We start from the raw sequence: 18,056 nt of genomic DNA on the forward strand, positions 1-18,056 counted from the left end.
ACCCCCCCCTCCAATCGCCCCCCTCCCCACGGAGAGCCAATCAAACAACCGTTCCATCCAATCGGCTCCCCTCCCTGAGGGGAGCTGTCGGCAAAGCCGACTGAGGGGGAGAACACGTGAACGTGAACTCACCCCACACGACTCCCCTCAGACCGCCTACGGCGGCCAGCTCCCCTCGATTCCGAGGGGAGCCAATCAAATGATCCAATCGGTTCCCCTCCCCAAGGAGAGCCGATCAGACGCACCGCCCCAGCCAATCGGACGACCGTTCCATCCAATCGGCTCCCCTCCCCGAGGGGAGCTGTCGGCAAAGCCGACTGAGGGGAGAACACGCCCCTCACACGGTATAGGTGGCGGCGATGTGGCGGAGGCGCTTCTCGAAACGCGGCCAATCGGTCTTCATGGCGGTCAGCAGCTTAAGCGAGCCGACCTCGTCGATCGGCACCCACGTGATTTCAAGGCTTTCGTCGTCGTTGGCCCGCGGCTCGACGGTATGGCCGGGCTTTTCGAACGCGAAGACGGTGGTGTATCCCCACGGCCCGTGGTCCTCAAGATACGATCCGACGACGGCGATGTTCTCGGGACGGATGTTCGCCTCCTCGAAGCTTTCGCGCAGAGCGCCCTCCAACGGGCTTTCTCCGTCAGCGATGGCACCGCCCGGAATACCCCACGTACCCCCTTCGGCGCTCCACAGGGCGCGATGCTGCATGAGCACGTCGGTGATCTCTCCGGTCTCGGCGTCGCGACGGGCCAGCAGCACGCCGGCGGCGCCGTTGAGTCCCCAATGCTTACGGCCGCATGCGCAGTCGATGAACCCGTCGCCGGGCTGGAGCACGTTCTCCTTGGGGGTCTCCCACGTGGAGTTGATGGTGCCGCCGTTCTGCTGGGTGTCTCGGTCGATGTTCCACAGGTCCGTCCATGCCACGTCAAGCTCCTCGACCAGCTGCCGGGTGAGCGGCAGGCTCAGGCCGATGATGCCGCTGGGGTCGCCCTGGATACCGTCGATGAACGCGCCGCCGAACCCGTCGAGCGTGAAGGAGCCGGCCACCTCCAACGGCTCGCCGGTGGCGATGTAGCGTTCGATGTCGTCGTCGGAATAGTTGGCGAACGTGACTTCGGCATGGCTGGCGCGGCTGACCATACGGCCGGTGGCGGCGTCGATTACGCAATGGCCGGTCCATAGGGTGCCGGTGCGGCCTCGCATGAGACGCAGTCTCTCGCGCGCATGCTCCACGGTGTGCGGCTTGCCATAGGGCACGCCGTCGAGTTCGAACATGGAGTCGCAGCCGATGACCAGCGGGCCGGCCATGGCGTTGGTCATGCCGCGGTGCTCCGCCAGCGCCTCGCGAATCGTGGTGGTTTCGGCTATGGTGCCGAAACCGTCTTCGAGAGGACGAGACACGTGCTGCTCCCCCACTGCCGTGGCCGCGGTCGCGGAGATGGCGAGATAGTCGCGGTATACGGCGGCGGCCTTGGCGCGCGCCAGCAGCGGCACACGCTCCCTTGTGGCCATGTCGTCGGGGCTGATGCCCTGCTGAGCGGCGGTGTTCACCACCACGGCCGCCTCGTCGACATGCGACACACGGATCGTGGGACGAATGCCGGCGTGGAACAGCACGTCGCGGCGCGCCTTCGATTTCGACGCAAGAATCACCGGAACCGCCACAGCGCACCAGCCTTCCTTATACTCATAGTCCGAACTACTACTCATAGCCCGAATACATCGACCGACGCGACCGGTCCGTCGCGGGAACGTTCATCGGACGGCCGGCCATCGATCGACGATCATCGATCACATCAACAAACTGTCCAATGATAACCCGGCAGGTCGTCAGCCCTCCTCCGGGCCATACAACACGCCCTGACGGTCGATCGACGGATGCAACATCCGCCAGTGGCCGCCGGAAAGCCAATGCTCGAACAGCAGGTTGGTCAGGGCCGCGGTGTCGTCGCCCTCATGCAGCACGAGCACGCATGGACCGGCGCCGGAGATCGTGGACGCATAGCCGTGCGAACGCAGGAACGTCATCAGCTCCCACGACTTCGGCATGAGATGGCTGCGGTAGAACTGGTGCAAGGTGTCGCCGGTGGCGGAGAACAACAGCGAATTGGTGTCGCGGCCGGAGGCGCCGCTCATCGCGGCAGGCAGCAGCGCCATGCGCGAGACGTTGAACAGGGCGTCGGCGCGGGGCACCTCATGGGGCAACGCCTTGCGCGCCTCCTCGGTCGACAGCTTGTAGTCGGGCACGAACACCCACGCGTTGATGCGCTCGCCCACCGGGTAGTTCACGGTATGGTAGCCGCCCTTGAACGGTTCGGCGGAGCCCGGGAACAGGGCCGCGTCGGCGGTGACGGGCACGACGCCCGACTCCTTCGACGACGGGGAGTCGCTAATCGGCACTTCGGTCTTCGGCTCGAAATCCCAGGAGACGGTCATGCCGCCATACACGGCGGCGGCCACGTTGTCCGGATGGCCTTCGATGTGCGCAGCGAGGTCGAAGATGAAGTCGCGGGCGTCGTCGCCATGGCCGGCGAAGGCCACGGCGGCGGAGACGCCGGCCACGATGGCCTCCGCGGAAGAGCCCATGCCGCGCTCCTGCGGGATGCGGTTGTGCGCCACCAGACTCACGCCGGCCTGCGGCAGGCCGAGTTCGTCGAGCGTGCGGCGGAACGTGCGGATCACCAGATGCGAATCGTCGCGGGGAAGCGTGTTCTCCCCCTCGCCATGGATCTCGATCTGCGTGCCGGTGGACGGCGTGAGCCGGAAACTCAGCTCGTCGCGCACGCCGAGGGCCAGACCGGCGGTGTCGAATCCGGGGCCGAGGTTGGCGCTGGTGGCTGGAACGGATACGCGCACGGCATCGGTGGCGAACTTCATAATGCTCCTTAGTCGGCGCGTCGTCCCGCGCGGCGTTGCTCACGGGACGACGGACCGGATGATGGTTGTACGGATCGGCCTGCGAATCAGGCCAACGTCGGGTGTATCAGCCCAACAGATCAGGCCCGCATATCAGGCCCGCATATCAGGCCATGACGCGCAGGATGGTGGCCTCGCCGGTCACGAAGTCGAGCTTGCTCACGGCGTCGACGGCCTCGCGCAGCGTGACCTCGTCGCACAGGTGGGTGACGAGTCGCAGCTGCTGCAGTTCGCCGCTGTATCCCGGCTCATGCAGCGTGGGCTTGAGGTCCTGGTTCACGCCGTTGATGGAGAGGCCACGCTTGGCGAACTCCTCGGCGATGGCGGCGAGCGTGCCCGGCTTGTCGTGGATCACGAACCGCACGGCGAACGCGGACCGGGACGCGCTCAGCGGCGCCTTCGGCAGGTCGGCGTACATCGGGATGGACGGGCCGGTGCAGCCGTGGGTGATGTGGCGGGCCTCGGTGACCACGTCGCCGACCACGGCGGAGGCGGTCGGGTCGCCGCCGGCGCCGCGGCCGTAGAACATGAGGTCGTCGGCGGCCTCGGCCGTGACGAACACGGCGTTGAAGCTGCCGCGCACGCTGGCGAGCGGATGCTCGTTGGGGATCAGGGCCGGGTACACGCGAGCGGAGACGCCGTCCTTGGTGTTCTCGCACACGGCGAGCAGCTTGATGACCTTGTTCTCGGCGGTGGCGGCGGCGATGTCGTCGGACGTGATCTTCGTGATGCCCTCGACGGAGACGTCGTCGATGCGCACGTCGGTGTGGAACGCCAGCGACGCCATGATGGCGGCCTTGTTGGCGGCGTCCTCGCCCTCGATGTCGCCGGTCGGGTCGGCCTCGGCGTAGCCCTTGGCCTGCGCGTCCTTGAGCGCCACGTCGAAGTCGAGACCCTTGGTGGTCATCTCGTCGAGGATGTAGTTGGTGGTGCCGTTGACGATGCCCATGATGCTGGTGATCTTGTCGCCGACCATGGATTCGCGCAGCGGACGCACGATCGGGATGGCACCGCCGACCGCGGCCTCGAAGTAGAAGTCCACGCCCTTGGCCTCGGCGGCGGAGTAGATCTCCGGCCCGTACTTGGCGATAAGGGCCTTGTTGGCGGTGACGACGGACGCGCCGGATTCGATGGCCTTCATCACGAACGTGTGCGCGGCGGTCGTGCCGCCGATCAGTTCGATGACGATGTCGGCCCTGGTGCACAGGCCGGCGGTGTCGGTGGTGAGCAGCGACTTGTCGATCCACGGAACGTTGACCTCGTCCGGATCGAGGCATGCGACGCCGACGAGTTCGATCGGACGGCCGATGCGCTGCGCGAGCTCCTCGCTCTGCTCGACGATCAGGCGGGCCGTGGCCGATCCGACCGTTCCGGCGCCCAGCAGTGCCACGCGAATCGGGTTTTCGTTCTGTGCCATATCCTTGCGTCCTTCCCAAAGACGATGCGTATAAACGCTGCGTATACGTTGCGACTGCAACCTATTCAATCCTACCCTCTGCTCAGTCCTGATCGAGTCCGAGCAGATCATCGATGGTCTGGCGGCGGATCATCACGCCGGCGCCGTTCTCGCCGATGCCCACGACGGCGGGGATGAGCGCCTGGTTGTAGTTGCTGGCCATCGTGCGCCCATAGGCTCCGGTGACGGGTACGGCGAGGACGTCGCCGCGATGCGTGTCGGCGGGCAGACGGACCTCGTGCACCACGATGTCGCCGGACTCGCAGTGCATGCCGACCACGCGGGCGAGCATGGTTTCGGCCGATCCCGCGCGGTTCGCGAGCCTGGCGGTGTAGTCGGCGCCGTAGAGCGCCGGGCGGATGTTGTCGCTCATGCCGCCGTCCACCGACACGTACACGCGCTCATCGATGGGGTTGCCGTCCGAATCCCTGGCGTCGGTGAGATGCACGTGCTTGACGGTGCCCACACGGTACAGGGTCACGCCGGCGGGTGCCACGATCCAGCGGCCGGGCTCGAAGCTGATGGCGGGCGCGGGCATGCCGAGCGCGCGGTTGGCGTCGGCGACGGCGTCGGCCAGACGCTTGAGCTCCACACGCACGTCCATGGAGTCCTCTCCGTCGGTGTAGGCCACGGAGTAGCCGCCGCCGAGGTCGACCTCGGGCAGCGTGTAGGCGTCGGTGGCATAGAAGGTCCTGCGCAGCAGCATCATGCGTTTGGCGGCTTGGATGAAGGCGTCGGCGTCGTGGATGTTCGAGCCGATGTGCGAGTGGATGCCCACGAGTTCGAGGTCGTCGGCATGGACGGCGATGTCCTTGAGCACGGCGAGCGCCGGGCCGTCGGCCACGACGGTCATGGCGTCGGCGAGCGCCTTGTCGAGGTCGGTGGCGTCGTCGTGGAGGGCGTACGGCGAGTTCGCGCCGACGGCCGGCGCGGTGGGTTCCCCGTTGTCGCGGTCTTTGACGGATTCGGGGGTCTTTCCGTCCGCGCCGAGTGCGTCGAGCACGTTCAGCGCGTTCACGTCCGCGCCGGCCGGCAGCAGCGGCACGCCGAATTTCTGGTCCTCGTGGGCGGTGGAGATGTATTCGTGGCCGCCGGCGTGGATGCCGGACGTCACGCGCAGCATCACCTTGGCGCGCTTGCCGAGCCGGTGGGCGATTTCGGCGATGCGGGCGGGTTCGTCGGCCGAGTCGATGACGATCTTGGCGAAGTCGTTGTCGACGGCGAGCGCGATCTCATCGTCGGTCTTGTTGTTGCCGTGCAGGACGAGTCGACGGCCGGGGGCGCCGGCGGCGAGCGCGATGCGCATCTCGCCCATGGTGCAGGTGTCGACGTGCATGCCGGCGGCGATGACCTCGCGCACGATGCGCTTGGAGAGGAAAGCCTTGCCGGCGAAGCTCACATGCGTGGTGGAGTTGGCGAATGCGTCGGCGGCCGCGCGAACGAAGTATCGTGCGCGGGCGGCGACCTCGTCGGTGTCGATGAGGTAGAGCGGCGAGCCGAATTCGGAGAGCAGGGATTCGGCGGTGCGCCCGTGGAATTCGACGGCCCCGTCGTCGTCGATCGTCGTGGCGACCGGCCAGATCGACGTGATGCCGCCGCCGAGTTCAACGTCCCGTCCCACTGTCTTCTCGCTCATCGTCGCTCCATTCATGATTCGTGCCAGATGCACATGTCCGTATGCGCAATACGGTTCACATTCTGCCAGAGTCGTCGGCGTTTCCGTGACCATCGTCCAGATCAGCCGGTTCATACCAACGACTCTGGGTATAACCATGTCATTTCGTAGCAGGGGCGATGTATCGAGCCCCGTCGCGAAACAACGGATTCCCGGAACGGGAATCACATCTTTTCGGGACGAACAGTCCGGTGGACTGTTCGTAGCAGGGGCGATGTATCGAGCCCCGTCGCGAAACAACGGATTCCCGGAACGGGAATCACATCTTTTCGGGAGCAGTGACGCCGAGAAGGGCGAGGCCGTTGGCGATGACCTGCTTGGCGGCGTCGTTGAGACGCAGTCGGGCGGCGGCGCGGGCCGGCTCGGGGTTCTTGGCGATCTCCAGGGCGGTGCGCTCGGCTTCCGGCAGACGCTGTTCGGCGTCGGTCAGGGCCATCGGGGCAACGCGTTCGGCGGCATACCACTTGTGGTAGCGACCGGCGAGGTCCTCAAGATAGTGGGCCACGCGGTGCGGTTCGCGGCCGTCGCCGGCAAGCGCGATCATGCTCGGATACTGGGCGAGCGCGGCGAGCAGATCGCCATCGGCCTCGGTGTCGAGCAGGGCGAGGTCGGCGCCTTCGACGGTCACGCCGGCTGCCGCGGCGTTGCGGTCCACGTTGCAGCCGCGGGCGTGCGCGTACTGCACGTAGTACACGGGGTTCTCGTTGGTGTGGCTGGCGAGCAGGTCGAGGTCGATGTCCACGCTCTGGTTGTAGTCGGTGCGGGCCAGCGAGTAGCGGGCGGCGTCCACGCCGATGGCCTCGACGAGGTCGTCGAGCGTGACGACGTTGCCGGCGCGCTTGCTCATGCGCACGGGCTTGCCGTTCTTCATCACGTTGACGAGCTGGCCGATGAGAATCTGCATGTTCTCGCCCGGCTTGTCGCCGAAGGCGGCGCACATGGCCATCATGCGGCCGATGTAGCCGTGGTGGTCGGCACCGAGCATGTAGATGGCCACGTCGGCGGGGTTCACGTCGCGGTGGCGCTTGTTGCGGTAGTAGGCGATGTCGGCGGCGAAATACGCGGCGTTGCCGTCGGACTTGATGATCACACGGTCCTTGTCGTCGCCGTGCTTGGTGGACGCGAACCAGGTGGCACCGTCCTTCTCGTAGATGTCGCCGCGTTCGCGCAGGTCGGCGATGGCCTTCTCCACCTCGCCGTCCTCATACAGGCTGTTCTCGTGGAACCAGACGTCGAAGTCCACACGGAACTCCTTCATCGACTGCTGGATTTCGGCGAACATCATCGGCACGGCGCGCTTGCGGAACTCCTCGCGCTGTTCGGAATCACCTTCGGACCCGTCGTCGGCGGTCACACGCGGCAGGCAGAGCACGGCGACGCCGTCGGCCTTGGCCGCGTCGATCACGCGCTGCGCGATCTCGTCGATGTAGGCGCCCTTGTAGCCGTCGGCGGGGGTGGGCTCGCCGTGGGCAGCGGCCACGAGGGAGCGTGCGAAGCGGTTGATCTGCTCGCCGTGGTCGTTGAAGTAGTATTCACGCACGACCTTGGCGCCGTTGGCTTCGAGCACGCGGGCCATGGAGTCGCCGACGGCGGCCCAGCGGGTGCCGCCGATGTGGATCGGGCCGGTGGGGTTGGCGGAGACGAATTCGAGGTTGAGGGTCCTGCCCGCCAGATGCTCGTTGCGGCCGAATGCGGCACCGGCTTCGAGCACGGTGTCGACGATGCCGGCGGCGGATGCGGAATCGAGGGTGATGTTGATGAAGCCGGGGCCGGCGATCTCCACGGATTTGACGCCATCGTTCTTTTCGAGTTCGGGGGCGAACAGCTCGGCGAGGTCACGGGGCTTCATGCCGGCCTTCTTGGCCAGCTGCATGGCGATGTTGGTGGCCCAGTCGCCGTGCGCGCGATCCTTCGGACGCATCACGGCGATCTTCTCCACCGGGGGGATCAGGTCGGCGGTCAGCTCTCCGGCGGCACCGGACGCGGCGAGGTCATGGGCAATTGCGGAAATCAGTTCACTAAGCGCTTCAGGACTCATTCTTCAAAGTCTACCGGCAACGCTGACAGGCCCCGGACACCCCGGATTCCACCGCTCGGCTTCCTCCCAGCCGACCCACACCGCCCACATCCATCCACACGTCCCTCCGTGCTGGACTTACCGCTACGTGCCGGACTTCGCCTTACGTGCCGGACTCATCCCTACGTGCCGGACTTCCGGTTACGTGACGGGAACACAAACGCTGCAATCCCAACAAACCCCAATTTCCGCATCCAACACCTACCGCAAAGTCCAACACGCAACACCAAGTCCAACACGCAACGGCACCGCATCGGCCGCTACGCCTCGTCGCCGCGCCTCCCCTGCAACCGCCGCTCCCGCCGCCTCCGCCATGCCTCGCGTCCGTAGTGGAACGCGTAGCACAGCGCCACGAACGGAATCATGTAGTACAACGTCGAACGCTGCGACTCGTCAAGCACCACCAGCACCAACGCCAACACGCACATCACGATGGCCGCCCACGGCACGAACGGATATCCGGGCGCCCTGTATCCCAACTCGTCCACGCTGTGTCCCTGTGCCACCCACTGCCGCCGGAACCGTATCTGGCACACCGCCACCGACGCCCACACCACGATCGTCGCCAATCCGGAGACCGCCACCAGCGCCAGATACACGGTACTTGCCGCAATCACCGACGACAGCAACGCCAGCAGGCTGCCGGCCATGCTCACCAGCACGGCGAACACGGGCACACCGCGGAAGTTCGTCTTGGCGAGCCCCTTCGGCAGCATCCGCTCCTTGGCCAGCGACCACACCATGCGCGAGCACACGTACAATCCCGAGTTCGCGGCCGACAGCACGGCTGTCAGCACCACGAAGTTCATCACGTCGCCGGCGAACGGCATGCCGATGGACTGGAACACGAGCACGAACGGACTAGTGTCCACGCCGGACCTGTGCCATGGGATCAGCGCGGCCATCACGGCGATCGATCCGATGAAGAAGATGGCGAGCCGCAGCACGGTGGTGTGCACGGCCTTGGGGATGGCCTTGGCAGGGTCACGGGTCTCCCCCGCCGCCACGCCCACGACCTCGGTCCCCGAGAACGCGAACACGACGGTCAGCAATGTGGAGAATATGGGCGCGATGCCGTTGGGGAACCATCCGTCGGCGCTGAAGTTGCGGAACAGTGGCGCGGAATCGTAGCCGGCGATCGGCATGGCGCCGAAGATGGCCAGCAGTCCGATGATGATGAACGCCACGATGGCGAACACCTTGATGGACGCGAACCAGAATTCGGATTCGCCATACAGCCGTACGGAAAGGATGTTCAACGCGAACACGACGGCGATGAACACGGCGCTCCACACCCATGCCGGGCTGCCGGGGAACCATCGTTGCATGAGCAGCCCGGCCGCCGTGAATTCGGACGCGAGCGCCACCGCCCAGTTGAGCCAGTAGAGTATGGCGATGGTGAACGCCGTGCCCGGTCCGATGAACCGGTTGGCGTACAGGTGGAAGCTGCCGGCGTATGGCATGGCGACGGACAGTTCGCCGAGGCAGAGCATCACGAAATATACGAGCAGCGATCCGATGGCGTAGGCGATGATCGCGCCGAGCGGCCCGGCCTGATGGATCGTGTATCCCGAACTCAGAAACAGGCCGGTGCCGATGACCCCGCCGAGCGAGATCATGGTCAGGTGGCGTGATTCCATCTTGCGTTCAAGGCCGGTCGCCTCGGGCTCCGCGTCGCGCGTATTGCGCGACGACGGGGCTTCCTGCGGCTTCATCGTACGCTGCTGTTTGTTCGTCACCCCAGAAGACTATCGCAAGGCCATCCAAAACGGTAATCCACCCAGCCAAAACGAAAGGATGGGCTTCGTTTTCACGGTGCCGATTGTTGACGGTGCCGATTGTTCACGACGTCGATTATTGACGACGCCGTTTTATGACGCCGGCGTGGATTCACACCCGGGTGACGATGAAGGTGTCGTCCGCGAGGGTGAAGTCGCCGCCGGAGGTCGTGTATTCGGTGCCGTTTCGGGCAAGCGGACGCCCTCCGACGCCGGTTCCGTTGGCGGAACCGTTGTCGGTGATGGCGAAGCGTCCGTCGGGAAGGGCCTCGATGATGGCGTGGACGCGGCTGACGTTGGAATTGCCGCCCATGTGCAGGTCGGCGGATTTCGACCGTCCGATGGTGGCCCGGGATTGCATGGACGACAGCGTGCGGCCGTCGCGCAGGCGACGCACCGTGAACACGGCTTTCGGCTGGTTTGCGGCGGAGGCGCCGAACAGCGTGGTGGGGCTGTCGTCGTCCTCGATGTCGTCGATGCCGTCATTGTTGTCGATGCCGTCGGTGGACCATGGCTGGATTTCCGGCTGCGGCGACATGGTCCGCATCGGTGCCGCATGACGACGGGATGGTTCCGCAGGGAGGTCGGGAGCCGCCGGTCGTGCGGAAACCGTAGGTCGTGCGGGAGACGTCGCCTCGGGCGCGGCAATATCGGGCATGATAGGACGTTCGGGAATCGTCGGCCGCTGCATGGGTGCGGCATGACGCGCAGGGCGGGGTTCCGATTCCGGAGATGCCGATGCTGTACGAGAATCCGATTCCGGCCGCCCGTTCGACGGGGATTCGGCGACGTTGCCCGCAGACGCGGGGGCGGTTGCTGCCGTGGCCTCGCCGGCCGTTGAAGATTCGTCGGCCGTCGCAGGCTCGGATGCCCCCGTGGGCATGGTCCCGGCGGGTTTGATCTCGGCGGGCTTGATCTCGGCGGGCTTGGATTCGCGGTCGAGGTATTCGAACGGATTCGCCGGCATGACGTATCCATCCAGCAGCGAATATCCTTCCGCCGTCTCGTCGACGGATTGCCCTGGATTCTCAGGACTCTCCGGATGCTCAGGACTCTCTGGATTCCCGGACGTCGTCGGAACCGTGGGAGACTGCGGCCGCGGCGACACCGGCGCCGCAGTCGGCTCGGCGATGATGCCGTCCGGCTCGGGGCCATCGGTTTTCGTTTCGGCCTTGGATTCCGTCGCCACCGGTGCAGGTCCGGAATCCCCATTGTTATCCACGTCGTCCACAATCGGCGTTCGTGCGGGCTCGACATATCTCGATCCCAGCACCGTGGCACCGTCCTCGTCATCATCGACGTCGACGTCGGCATCGGCATTGACGTCACCGGTCGTATCATCCACGACGCCGACCGTCTGCGACCGTTGCTGCAGCACCGTCAGATATTCCGGCTGGTTCGCGTAATCCCCCGTCGTATAGTCGCCGGTGTCGAGCTCACCGCTGTCATCGGCGACTCCGGCAACGACGCCTTCGTTATCAACAACGCCATCGTCAACATCGGTTCCGTCATCATGCCGACCCGTCTGCGACAGCAACGTCTCCCCGTCCTCGGCGTCGTCCGAATCCATCGTTCCGCCGGCATGGGGCAACGTCGACAGCACCGTGCCGCCGTCATCGGACCCGTCCGCCCGACCGGCGTGCGGCAACGTCGAGAGCACGGTGCCGCCGTCCGCATCGTCCGAATCCAAGGTATCCCCAGTGTGCGGCAACGTCGACAGCCTGGTCCCGTCCGGATCCTCGGAGCCTTCGACGTCGGCGACGTCGGCATTATCAACGTTACCGTCAACGACAGCGGCATCCCGTCTGCCGAACGTCGCTTCCAGGAACGGCCTGTACTCCACCTGCGAGAACGACGGATGCTTCGCCGCATAATCCACCACGGCCTGCAACTTCGGCATATCCATCTGCGACATATGGATCAGCCGACGGTCGGACAACGTCGCCAGCGGCGCGGTCGGCCCGTCCTTGTCGGGTTTCAGACCCGTGACCGGCAGGATCACGAAGCGGGGTATTCCGCGCTCGCAGTCCACGTAGATGTAGTCGGCGTTCCACAACACGCATTCGACGGGCACCCGCCGCGCCACACACACGTCGATGAGGTCGGCGAGCGCGAACAGCAATGCCGCGTATTGGCCGGCATCCAGCCGCGCCTTGAGGAACGTCTCCAATGGCACGCATCCGGTGACGTCGTAGCGGATCGTCGTGCCCATCATCCCCTGTTCGTGGCGGAACGGCGTCAGGAACGGCAACGCGTCGGCGTGCAGCCACTGCACCATGCCGTCGTCGATGGCCTCCCCCCGTGCCAGTCGTACGGTAAGCGTCTGCACTCCGGTCCCGCGGTCCTTGCGCACCTTGATTTTCATGGCATGTTCCCTTCCGCGGTCTGACGGCGGCGTCGCCCCGATGTGCAGAACCGCACCACCCCATTGTATGCCCGCCGTGGCATGGTGTGCATGACATGGTATGAGTTGCCCATGATGTGCGCGCTGTCCTGCAGTCGGGTGGACACGTGGTCAGGTCACGTCGTCATCGACAGCTTCGCCCATTTGTCGCCGAACCAGACGACGTCGCCGGGCAGCATGTGCGCACGAACGCGGGCGGTCAGCTGGGTTCTGCGCCCGCGGGATTCCAGCCATGTGCCGTTTGCCGACTGTCCTGTGGTGTCGGCACGGATCTGCGCTATCTGGATTTCCGCGCCGTCCTCGGTTCGGTATCCCCTGCCGTCGGGGATTTTCTCAGGTACGTCGCGCGACAACCAAAGCCTTATAGGCACCCAGACGTTTTTCCTGTACCAGCCCATCAGCGGTCGTCTGATCCTGCCTCTCGATGGTGTAGCCCGTTGTCCTTGTCCCAATCAATGCCGTCGATTTTATACGAATCGCCAGCAATGGAGCGGAGCTGCTCTTCAGCGAATCCCTGATTATCAGCCATAACGCCCGACCGCCTATTTCAGTTCGGTGGTGGAGTACACGACCTTGACGCCATCGAGCATATCGTCTGATAATGGAATCGCCGACGCCCGCAGTCTCGCCCCGGATGACCGATCACCACCCAACCAGCCTTCGTTATATGCCCCCATGTCCTTCAGGCCTCCCGAGGAATTCTGAAGATTCCGAGAAGCACCCGGCCTACCTCCGACATACCAGATACGGTCAACGCCATTGACTTTGCCTATGTATGAGGTATATCCGCTGAGATCGTACGAATACCCCGTGAACTCAATTGCCGTGATTCCGCTGTAATTGGAGACCGTGGTCTTTGCGATAAATGTTTCCGTGGCGACGATTCCCCGAGTCTGAGAATCCCGCCTACCGACAACTTGACCGTACATAAGAACAGCACCCCCCACCACGCACACAATAACCGCTATGGCGCAAACCAAGACAATGAGACGGGAGCCGCGCCTTCGCCGAGTCGGAGGAACAGGCGGCATGGTCTGCCGATACTGCGAAGACATGGCCATCGGCTCAGTTCAGCCCGAAGGAACGAGCGTCTTCCGGATCGCGCTCAGCAACGGTGCTGGCGTACTGGTTGAGCTGCTGATGAATGCTACCCAGAAGCTGCTCGAACTTCTGCACCTCACCGTACAGCTGCTCATACTGATGCAGGTATGCCTCGAACGCCGCACCCTTCCATTCCTCATGGATGACGGCGTTCATCTTGTTGACACGCTGAATCTGCTGTTCGATGCCCTGCTGAGCATCGATGTAGACCTTTGTCTGGCTCTGCAGTTTCTCGGGAGTAACCGAAATAACACCGGCCATATCGTCCTCCAACCTTTTCGTGACTTCTATACAGGGAGACGACTATAACCCCTTGACTAGGTTACACCCACCGAAATCGTAGGACAATAACACCCTCATGCATCCCCTCTCCGACATCCATTACAATGGGTCGATATCAGATTCTCATCCGCAAGATCAGAGGGCATGATGGCAAAAATCGCGTCGGACGCAAGTGCTGCGAATGAAGCCGCTGGAGGCATATAATCTGCGCGCAAAGCGTGTTTCATCAATGACGAACCATTATGACCGTTACGTGGTCGAGTCGGCGGAACGGCTTGACGTGCGCTGGTATCGCATCCGCATGCATGGCGGAACATGGCTTGTGGACTATTCCGACCCGGCAGACCTTCGCCGCTTCCTCCCCGGCCTCTTCCCCGAGGCATCGTACCGGTGCCGTGTCTGGAACGAAAAGGATCTGCCGGAATCCATTACCAAGCTTCGAGGCCTGCCGGTACGCCGTGTCTCCTGGTGGGGCAAAATACTGTATCTCGTGTTCATCCTCGACTATTTCTCATGCCCGCGCCGGTGAACGTCGCATACCTGACCACCTCCCCATGGGTCGGCGAACACTGGATTATGCTTCTTGCCGTGGTCCTGCTTGGCGAACTGGCCGCCATGTTGGCGTTCTCCCGCTGCTGGACGTCGAAACTGGACCCGGGGAACATGCCCTGCCGTCTCATGGTGCAGGTGGAGGATCCGATGGGGGCGAGGGGAAGACCACGCGTGTTCATCATCGCCCGGTGGATGCTGTACTACGTGCTGTTCATAGGCGCCGGCACGCTCATCATGGTCACACAATCCTCCTGGGCGGGACTCGTGGGTTTCGTCATCGCCCCGTCCATGATGCTGATGTTCGAACGCTTCTACCTTTTCGCCCCGTTGACGGAACGGCGGAACTACGTCATCGTCGACGAATAACCAACCATGTAAAGGAGAATCATCATGCTACCTATCGGAAGCGTCGTGTATCTGGCTGGTGGAAACCAGAAAATCATGAGCCGGGACGTGTTCTTCGACTACACCGGAGTGCTCTATCCCCAAGGATTCGACCCCGACAACATCTACTACTTCCACGATGTCGACGTGGACGAGGTTGTGTTCGAGGGCTATCGCGATGACGACCAGAACCGGCTCGACACCATGTTCACCAACTGGGTGAACGATCCGGACAACACCACCCCACGAGGAGTCGTGGAATAAAACGTATCCAAAGAACGGATACGTCTGAACTCTGATCAATATCAGAGCTGTCTTCAGACAAATACCGAAGCTGTTCATCGGTAAAACCATCATTCGATGTACCCATAACACTCACGCTCTCTTATCCAGCGAATACGTGACCTTTACACCGCGCAGAGAGACTTTCCCTGGGTCAAGACGTTTATCCCGCAGCCGGACCCCCGACTGCCGATTTCCGGCAAGCCAACCATTATTACTATCCTGCAGGTTCTCGATATCCATCGCAAAGGAGGCTATGCTACAGGATTCCCCCGGTTTCCCGCTGACCCGCCAAGTGGTTCCAACCCCATTGATGGATGCGTAATACGAAGTCGCACCCGTCATACCGTTATACGAATACCCGCGAAAACCAATATTTGTGATACCGGAGTATCGGGCAACCAACTCCTTTGCCAAGCATTTTTCCGTTGTACTTACTGCGATGGCCTCTTCCCACTGCGAGCGCTCCTTCATGGCGTTCACGGCGAACACGACACCGATTACAGTTGCAATGACGATGGCAACGACAATCAGCCACAACCATAACGGTCTGTGCCTTCGACGCGTAGGTTGAGCGGATGGAGCATACGGAGGCCGGGCGTCGGGATGCGGAACCGGAACACCGCCATAAACAGGAGGCTTCGGCATAGGTGCAGGTGGCATCATCCAACTCCCCCTTTGATTCCATTATTCCCAACAGCTTGCACCGGTATATAACGCCCAGACAACAAACCTTATAAAGAGAATATCCCTCATAGCAGGAAAAGCAGGCATTGGACCACCTCTTGACCCGTCATGGCCACTACTCGCAGGCATGAATGATAAACGTTTCATTGGCGAGCGCGAAACTGGCTCCAGACGGGAGAATGCACGGCTCGCCGGGGCATGAGTCGTCTGCCGCTGATGAAGGTGCCGTTGCCGAAGTTGTTGTCGGTCAGTGAGAATCGGCCATCGGGCAGTATGGCGATGATGGCGTGAATACGGCTGATATCATCGTTGCCGGTCACGCGTAGGTTCGCTGTATGGGAGCGCCCGATGGCAATGCCGTGTCTGGCCGCTTCTCCGAATACCGCCATACGCCGACCATCACGCCGGCGTATGATCTCAACCCCCGTTGTTTGGGAGACGATGGCATGTGGCGCAGGCGGCACCGGTAATTCTCCACGGTTCCGGCAAGGAAACGGCGGCAATGGGGGTGCAATCGGCGTTGAGGAGGCCGATGACGCCGATGATGATGTGTTTGCCGAAATCCGCCGCGGTACCGGGGGCAATGGCACACTATGCGGCGTCACGGGAGTGCACGGTTCAGGCGGTAAAGTCGCTGAAACGCCTGACGCTGGCGGCCTCATGGTGGATGCCGTTGCCCCAGTATCGGCAATTCCGGACTGCACGAGCGGGATTGGACGACGACGTTCCAGATCACGCATCGAACGTGCGGCATTTACTGTTTCCCCATACGGATTCGGATCATACAATTGTGCCTCGGATGCCTGTCCTTCCTGCTTCTCCGACATCGTCACCGGGGTCATGGCATCAGTCCAGGCCGACGCCGCCGCTCCCAGATCATCGGTCTCAGATGACGAAGCCTGGACGACACGCACATCGGTCATCACATTCATCACAGCCAAAAAATGGCGGAACTCCCCTGCATTAAATGATGAATTCTGGGCCACAAACATGCTCAACGCCTGCTGCAGCTGAATCTCATCCGGCGAAGTCAACTTCATTCGACGGTTAGAAATCAAACGCTTCATCAATACGGCAAAATCATCACTGACAGGACGCTCATTCCCATACAATGGCACCAGCACGAACCGGACATCACCCTGCTCGTCAATATACACATGTCGTTCGTTCCACAGCACGGATTTTGAGGGAAGCCTCCGGTTTTCACTTTGCTGCATCGCCTTGGCAATCGCAATCAATACCCGGGTAAACAGTCCCTTGGGAAATCCGACGCGCATTCGCTTATGCAACGTAACGCAGTCAGTAACGTCGTAATACAGAATGATTACGCTGGATGAGACCTCATATCGGAACGGAAGCCAGCAGGAACCTCCCATGGTAAGCCATTGGGCGTTGGCCGTATCCAGAGCTTCGTCACCGGTCGCGGTTATGCGCAAGGTTCGCGCCCCGACACGCCAGTTTCGTTTGATTCTCATCCTCATGCCACCATCCTATGCCCTCATACACCCCATGTACGTTTCTCCCCTACCGTCAATTTGTGGTGTTATGAAATCACTGAAGAAGTGGCATTTTTTCCGTGAGAAACAACAATCGCGATGAACTATGGCGACTATGGCATGAACTCGGCGGAATGCGGTCTCGTCCACGAGAATCGGAATGATGGTGACGGATTACGACGATTTTTCGCGGAAATACGGCCTCGTCCTTCGTCGTTGGAAAACGCGGCCCTTGAAAACCGCGGAATCATGCGGATCGTATTGTTCAGTCGAAAGATTTTCCAAGGACGAACGCTCAAAATCACGAAAACACGATTTCGTCCTTCGGCAACGACCTGATTCCCAAGGATGAAGCGATTTTTCTTACGAAATCACGATTCGTCCCTTAAAGACGGCCCATTCCAAAGGACGACGGAGCGAATTTGACGGAATGCGCTCTTGTACTTCATAACGATCTCGTTTGTAACGCAGCGGGGACATCCGGCCGACGAGACACCGTGGTCCTTCGCGCATGATTCGATGCCAAGGACGGCGTCTGCTCCCGTGGACGACGGTATCCCGTAACCGCACACGAAGACCCGACCACCCAATTCGCGCTACGTGTTGGACTACGGCTTACGTGTTGGACTTCAGCTTGCGTGCGGTATGTACGTGTTGGACTTCGATTTACGTGACGGACTTCGGCCTATGTGCTGGATTGTACGTGATGGACTTCGCCTTACGTGACGGACTCCGCGCTATGTGCTGGACCCCGAAAAACACAATCGTTGAAATTACAACGATTCCGTTCCCAGCACGCATTGGAAAGTCCAACACGCAATGGAAAGTCCAACACGCAAAGGAAAGTCCAGCACGTAGGGCGAAGTCCAACACGCAGCACGGGTGCAATCGTTGCGCCTGCCTACCGCCGGCAGGGCCATACACGTCTCACCGACCGACCGGCCAGAGGGCGCCGTGCCACGGCA

The 18,056-nt window shown here is 62.4% G+C and carries 15 protein-coding genes; 3 read left to right on the forward strand and 12 right to left on the reverse strand.

Annotated elements, in window-relative coordinates; all coding sequences use genetic code 11:
- Positions 1-337: 337 nt before the first annotated feature.
- From DF200_RS08460 to DF200_RS08505, 10 genes are all read right to left on the reverse strand, one after another.
- Positions 338-1,666, reverse strand: coding sequence for a Maf family nucleotide pyrophosphatase (locus tag DF200_RS08460; RefSeq protein ID WP_109137841.1), 1,329 nt, complete (start codon positions 1,664-1,666; stop codon positions 338-340).
- A gap of 165 nt (positions 1,667-1,831) precedes the next feature.
- Positions 1,832-2,878 (reverse strand): homoserine kinase, encoded by a 1,047-nt coding sequence (thrB, locus tag DF200_RS08465; RefSeq protein WP_109137842.1) that lies wholly within the window; start codon positions 2,876-2,878, stop codon positions 1,832-1,834.
- A 145-nt stretch (positions 2,879-3,023) separates the two neighbouring features.
- A complete protein-coding gene (locus DF200_RS08470; RefSeq protein WP_109137843.1) occupies positions 3,024-4,334 on the reverse strand; it encodes a homoserine dehydrogenase in 1,311 nt (436 codons plus the stop codon).
- A gap of 82 nt (positions 4,335-4,416) precedes the next feature.
- Complete coding sequence (locus tag DF200_RS08475) at positions 4,417-6,009, reverse strand: diaminopimelate decarboxylase family protein (RefSeq protein ID WP_109137844.1); 1,593 nt, start codon at positions 6,007-6,009, stop codon at positions 4,417-4,419.
- Positions 6,010-6,307: 298 nt separating this feature from the next.
- Positions 6,308-8,086, reverse strand: coding sequence for an arginine--tRNA ligase (gene argS / locus DF200_RS08480; protein WP_109137845.1), 1,779 nt, complete (start codon positions 8,084-8,086; stop codon positions 6,308-6,310).
- Between the two features lie 299 nt (positions 8,087-8,385).
- Positions 8,386-9,840 (reverse strand): amino acid permease, encoded by a 1,455-nt coding sequence (locus DF200_RS08485; RefSeq protein WP_109137846.1) that lies wholly within the window; start codon positions 9,838-9,840, stop codon positions 8,386-8,388.
- A gap of 175 nt (positions 9,841-10,015) precedes the next feature.
- The gene (locus DF200_RS08490) at positions 10,016-12,268 is read right to left on the reverse strand and encodes an FHA domain-containing protein (protein ID WP_109137847.1); all 2,253 of its coding nucleotides are present in this window, start codon (positions 12,266-12,268) and stop codon (positions 10,016-10,018) included.
- A 155-nt stretch (positions 12,269-12,423) separates the two neighbouring features.
- The gene (locus tag DF200_RS08495) at positions 12,424-12,678 is read right to left on the reverse strand and encodes a hypothetical protein (protein ID WP_146192053.1); all 255 of its coding nucleotides are present in this window, start codon (positions 12,676-12,678) and stop codon (positions 12,424-12,426) included.
- 26 nt (positions 12,679-12,704) lie between these two features.
- Complete coding sequence (locus DF200_RS11270) at positions 12,705-12,836, reverse strand: hypothetical protein (RefSeq protein WP_277725236.1); 132 nt, start codon at positions 12,834-12,836, stop codon at positions 12,705-12,707.
- A gap of 536 nt (positions 12,837-13,372) precedes the next feature.
- Entirely contained in the window at positions 13,373-13,669 is a 297-nt protein-coding gene (locus tag DF200_RS08505; protein WP_109137850.1) for a WXG100 family type VII secretion target, read from the reverse strand.
- A gap of 250 nt (positions 13,670-13,919) precedes the next feature.
- On the opposite strand from DF200_RS08505, the gene DF200_RS08510 reads away from it, so the two are divergent.
- From DF200_RS08510 to DF200_RS08520, 3 genes are read left to right on the forward strand one after another with little or no spacing between them, the layout of a single operon-like run.
- The gene (locus tag DF200_RS08510) at positions 13,920-14,219 is read left to right on the forward strand and encodes a hypothetical protein (RefSeq protein WP_109137851.1); all 300 of its coding nucleotides are present in this window, start codon (positions 13,920-13,922) and stop codon (positions 14,217-14,219) included.
- Positions 14,204-14,608 carry a hypothetical protein gene (locus tag DF200_RS08515; RefSeq protein WP_109137852.1) on the forward strand — a complete coding sequence of 135 codons (405 nt, stop codon included), beginning with the start codon at positions 14,204-14,206 and terminating at the stop codon, positions 14,606-14,608. The genes DF200_RS08510 and DF200_RS08515 overlap by 16 nt, the downstream gene beginning before the upstream one ends.
- Positions 14,609-14,632: 24 nt before the next feature.
- Entirely contained in the window at positions 14,633-14,890 is a 258-nt protein-coding gene (locus tag DF200_RS08520; RefSeq protein WP_206603429.1) for a DUF4176 domain-containing protein, read from the forward strand.
- A gap of 111 nt (positions 14,891-15,001) precedes the next feature.
- Here the strand turns inward: DF200_RS08520 and DF200_RS08525 are convergent, their stop codons facing one another.
- Together DF200_RS08525 and DF200_RS08530 are read right to left on the reverse strand one after the other, a co-directional pair.
- Entirely contained in the window at positions 15,002-15,448 is a 447-nt protein-coding gene (locus DF200_RS08525) for a hypothetical protein (RefSeq protein WP_109137854.1), read from the reverse strand.
- Positions 15,449-15,738: 290 nt separating this feature from the next.
- Positions 15,739-17,076, reverse strand: coding sequence for an FHA domain-containing protein (locus DF200_RS08530; protein ID WP_109137855.1), 1,338 nt, complete (start codon positions 17,074-17,076; stop codon positions 15,739-15,741).
- Positions 17,077-18,056: the final 980 nt, after the last annotated feature.

The sequence above is a fragment of the Bifidobacterium catulorum genome, assembly GCF_003129925.1.
GTDB classification, from domain to species: domain Bacteria; phylum Actinomycetota; class Actinomycetes; order Actinomycetales; family Bifidobacteriaceae; genus Galliscardovia; species Galliscardovia catulorum.

Bases quoted from the DNA above. Each gene is read 5' to 3' on its own strand.
- argS (WP_109137845.1), bottom strand. From the start codon at position 8,086: ATGAGTCCTGAAGCGCTTAGTGAACTGATTTCCGCAATTGCCCATGAC.
- DF200_RS08470 (WP_109137843.1), bottom strand. From the start codon at position 4,334: ATGGCACAGAACGAAAACCCGATTCGCGTGGCACTGCTGGGCGCCGGA.
- DF200_RS11270 (WP_277725236.1), bottom strand. From the start codon at position 12,836: ATGGCTGATAATCAGGGATTCGCTGAAGAGCAGCTCCGCTCCATTGCT.
- DF200_RS08530 (WP_109137855.1), bottom strand. From the start codon at position 17,076: ATGAGGATGAGAATCAAACGAAACTGGCGTGTCGGGGCGCGAACCTTG.
- thrB (WP_109137842.1), bottom strand. From the start codon at position 2,878: ATGAAGTTCGCCACCGATGCCGTGCGCGTATCCGTTCCAGCCACCAGC.
- DF200_RS08515 (WP_109137852.1), top strand. From the start codon at position 14,204: ATGCCCGCGCCGGTGAACGTCGCATACCTGACCACCTCCCCATGGGTC.
- DF200_RS08475 (WP_109137844.1), bottom strand. From the start codon at position 6,009: ATGAGCGAGAAGACAGTGGGACGGGACGTTGAACTCGGCGGCGGCATC.
- DF200_RS08505 (WP_109137850.1), bottom strand. From the start codon at position 13,669: ATGGCCGGTGTTATTTCGGTTACTCCCGAGAAACTGCAGAGCCAGACA.
- DF200_RS08520 (WP_206603429.1), top strand. From the start codon at position 14,633: ATGCTACCTATCGGAAGCGTCGTGTATCTGGCTGGTGGAAACCAGAAA.
- DF200_RS08510 (WP_109137851.1), top strand. From the start codon at position 13,920: ATGACGAACCATTATGACCGTTACGTGGTCGAGTCGGCGGAACGGCTT.
- DF200_RS08490 (WP_109137847.1), bottom strand. From the start codon at position 12,268: ATGAAAATCAAGGTGCGCAAGGACCGCGGGACCGGAGTGCAGACGCTT.
- DF200_RS08485 (WP_109137846.1), bottom strand. From the start codon at position 9,840: ATGAAGCCGCAGGAAGCCCCGTCGTCGCGCAATACGCGCGACGCGGAG.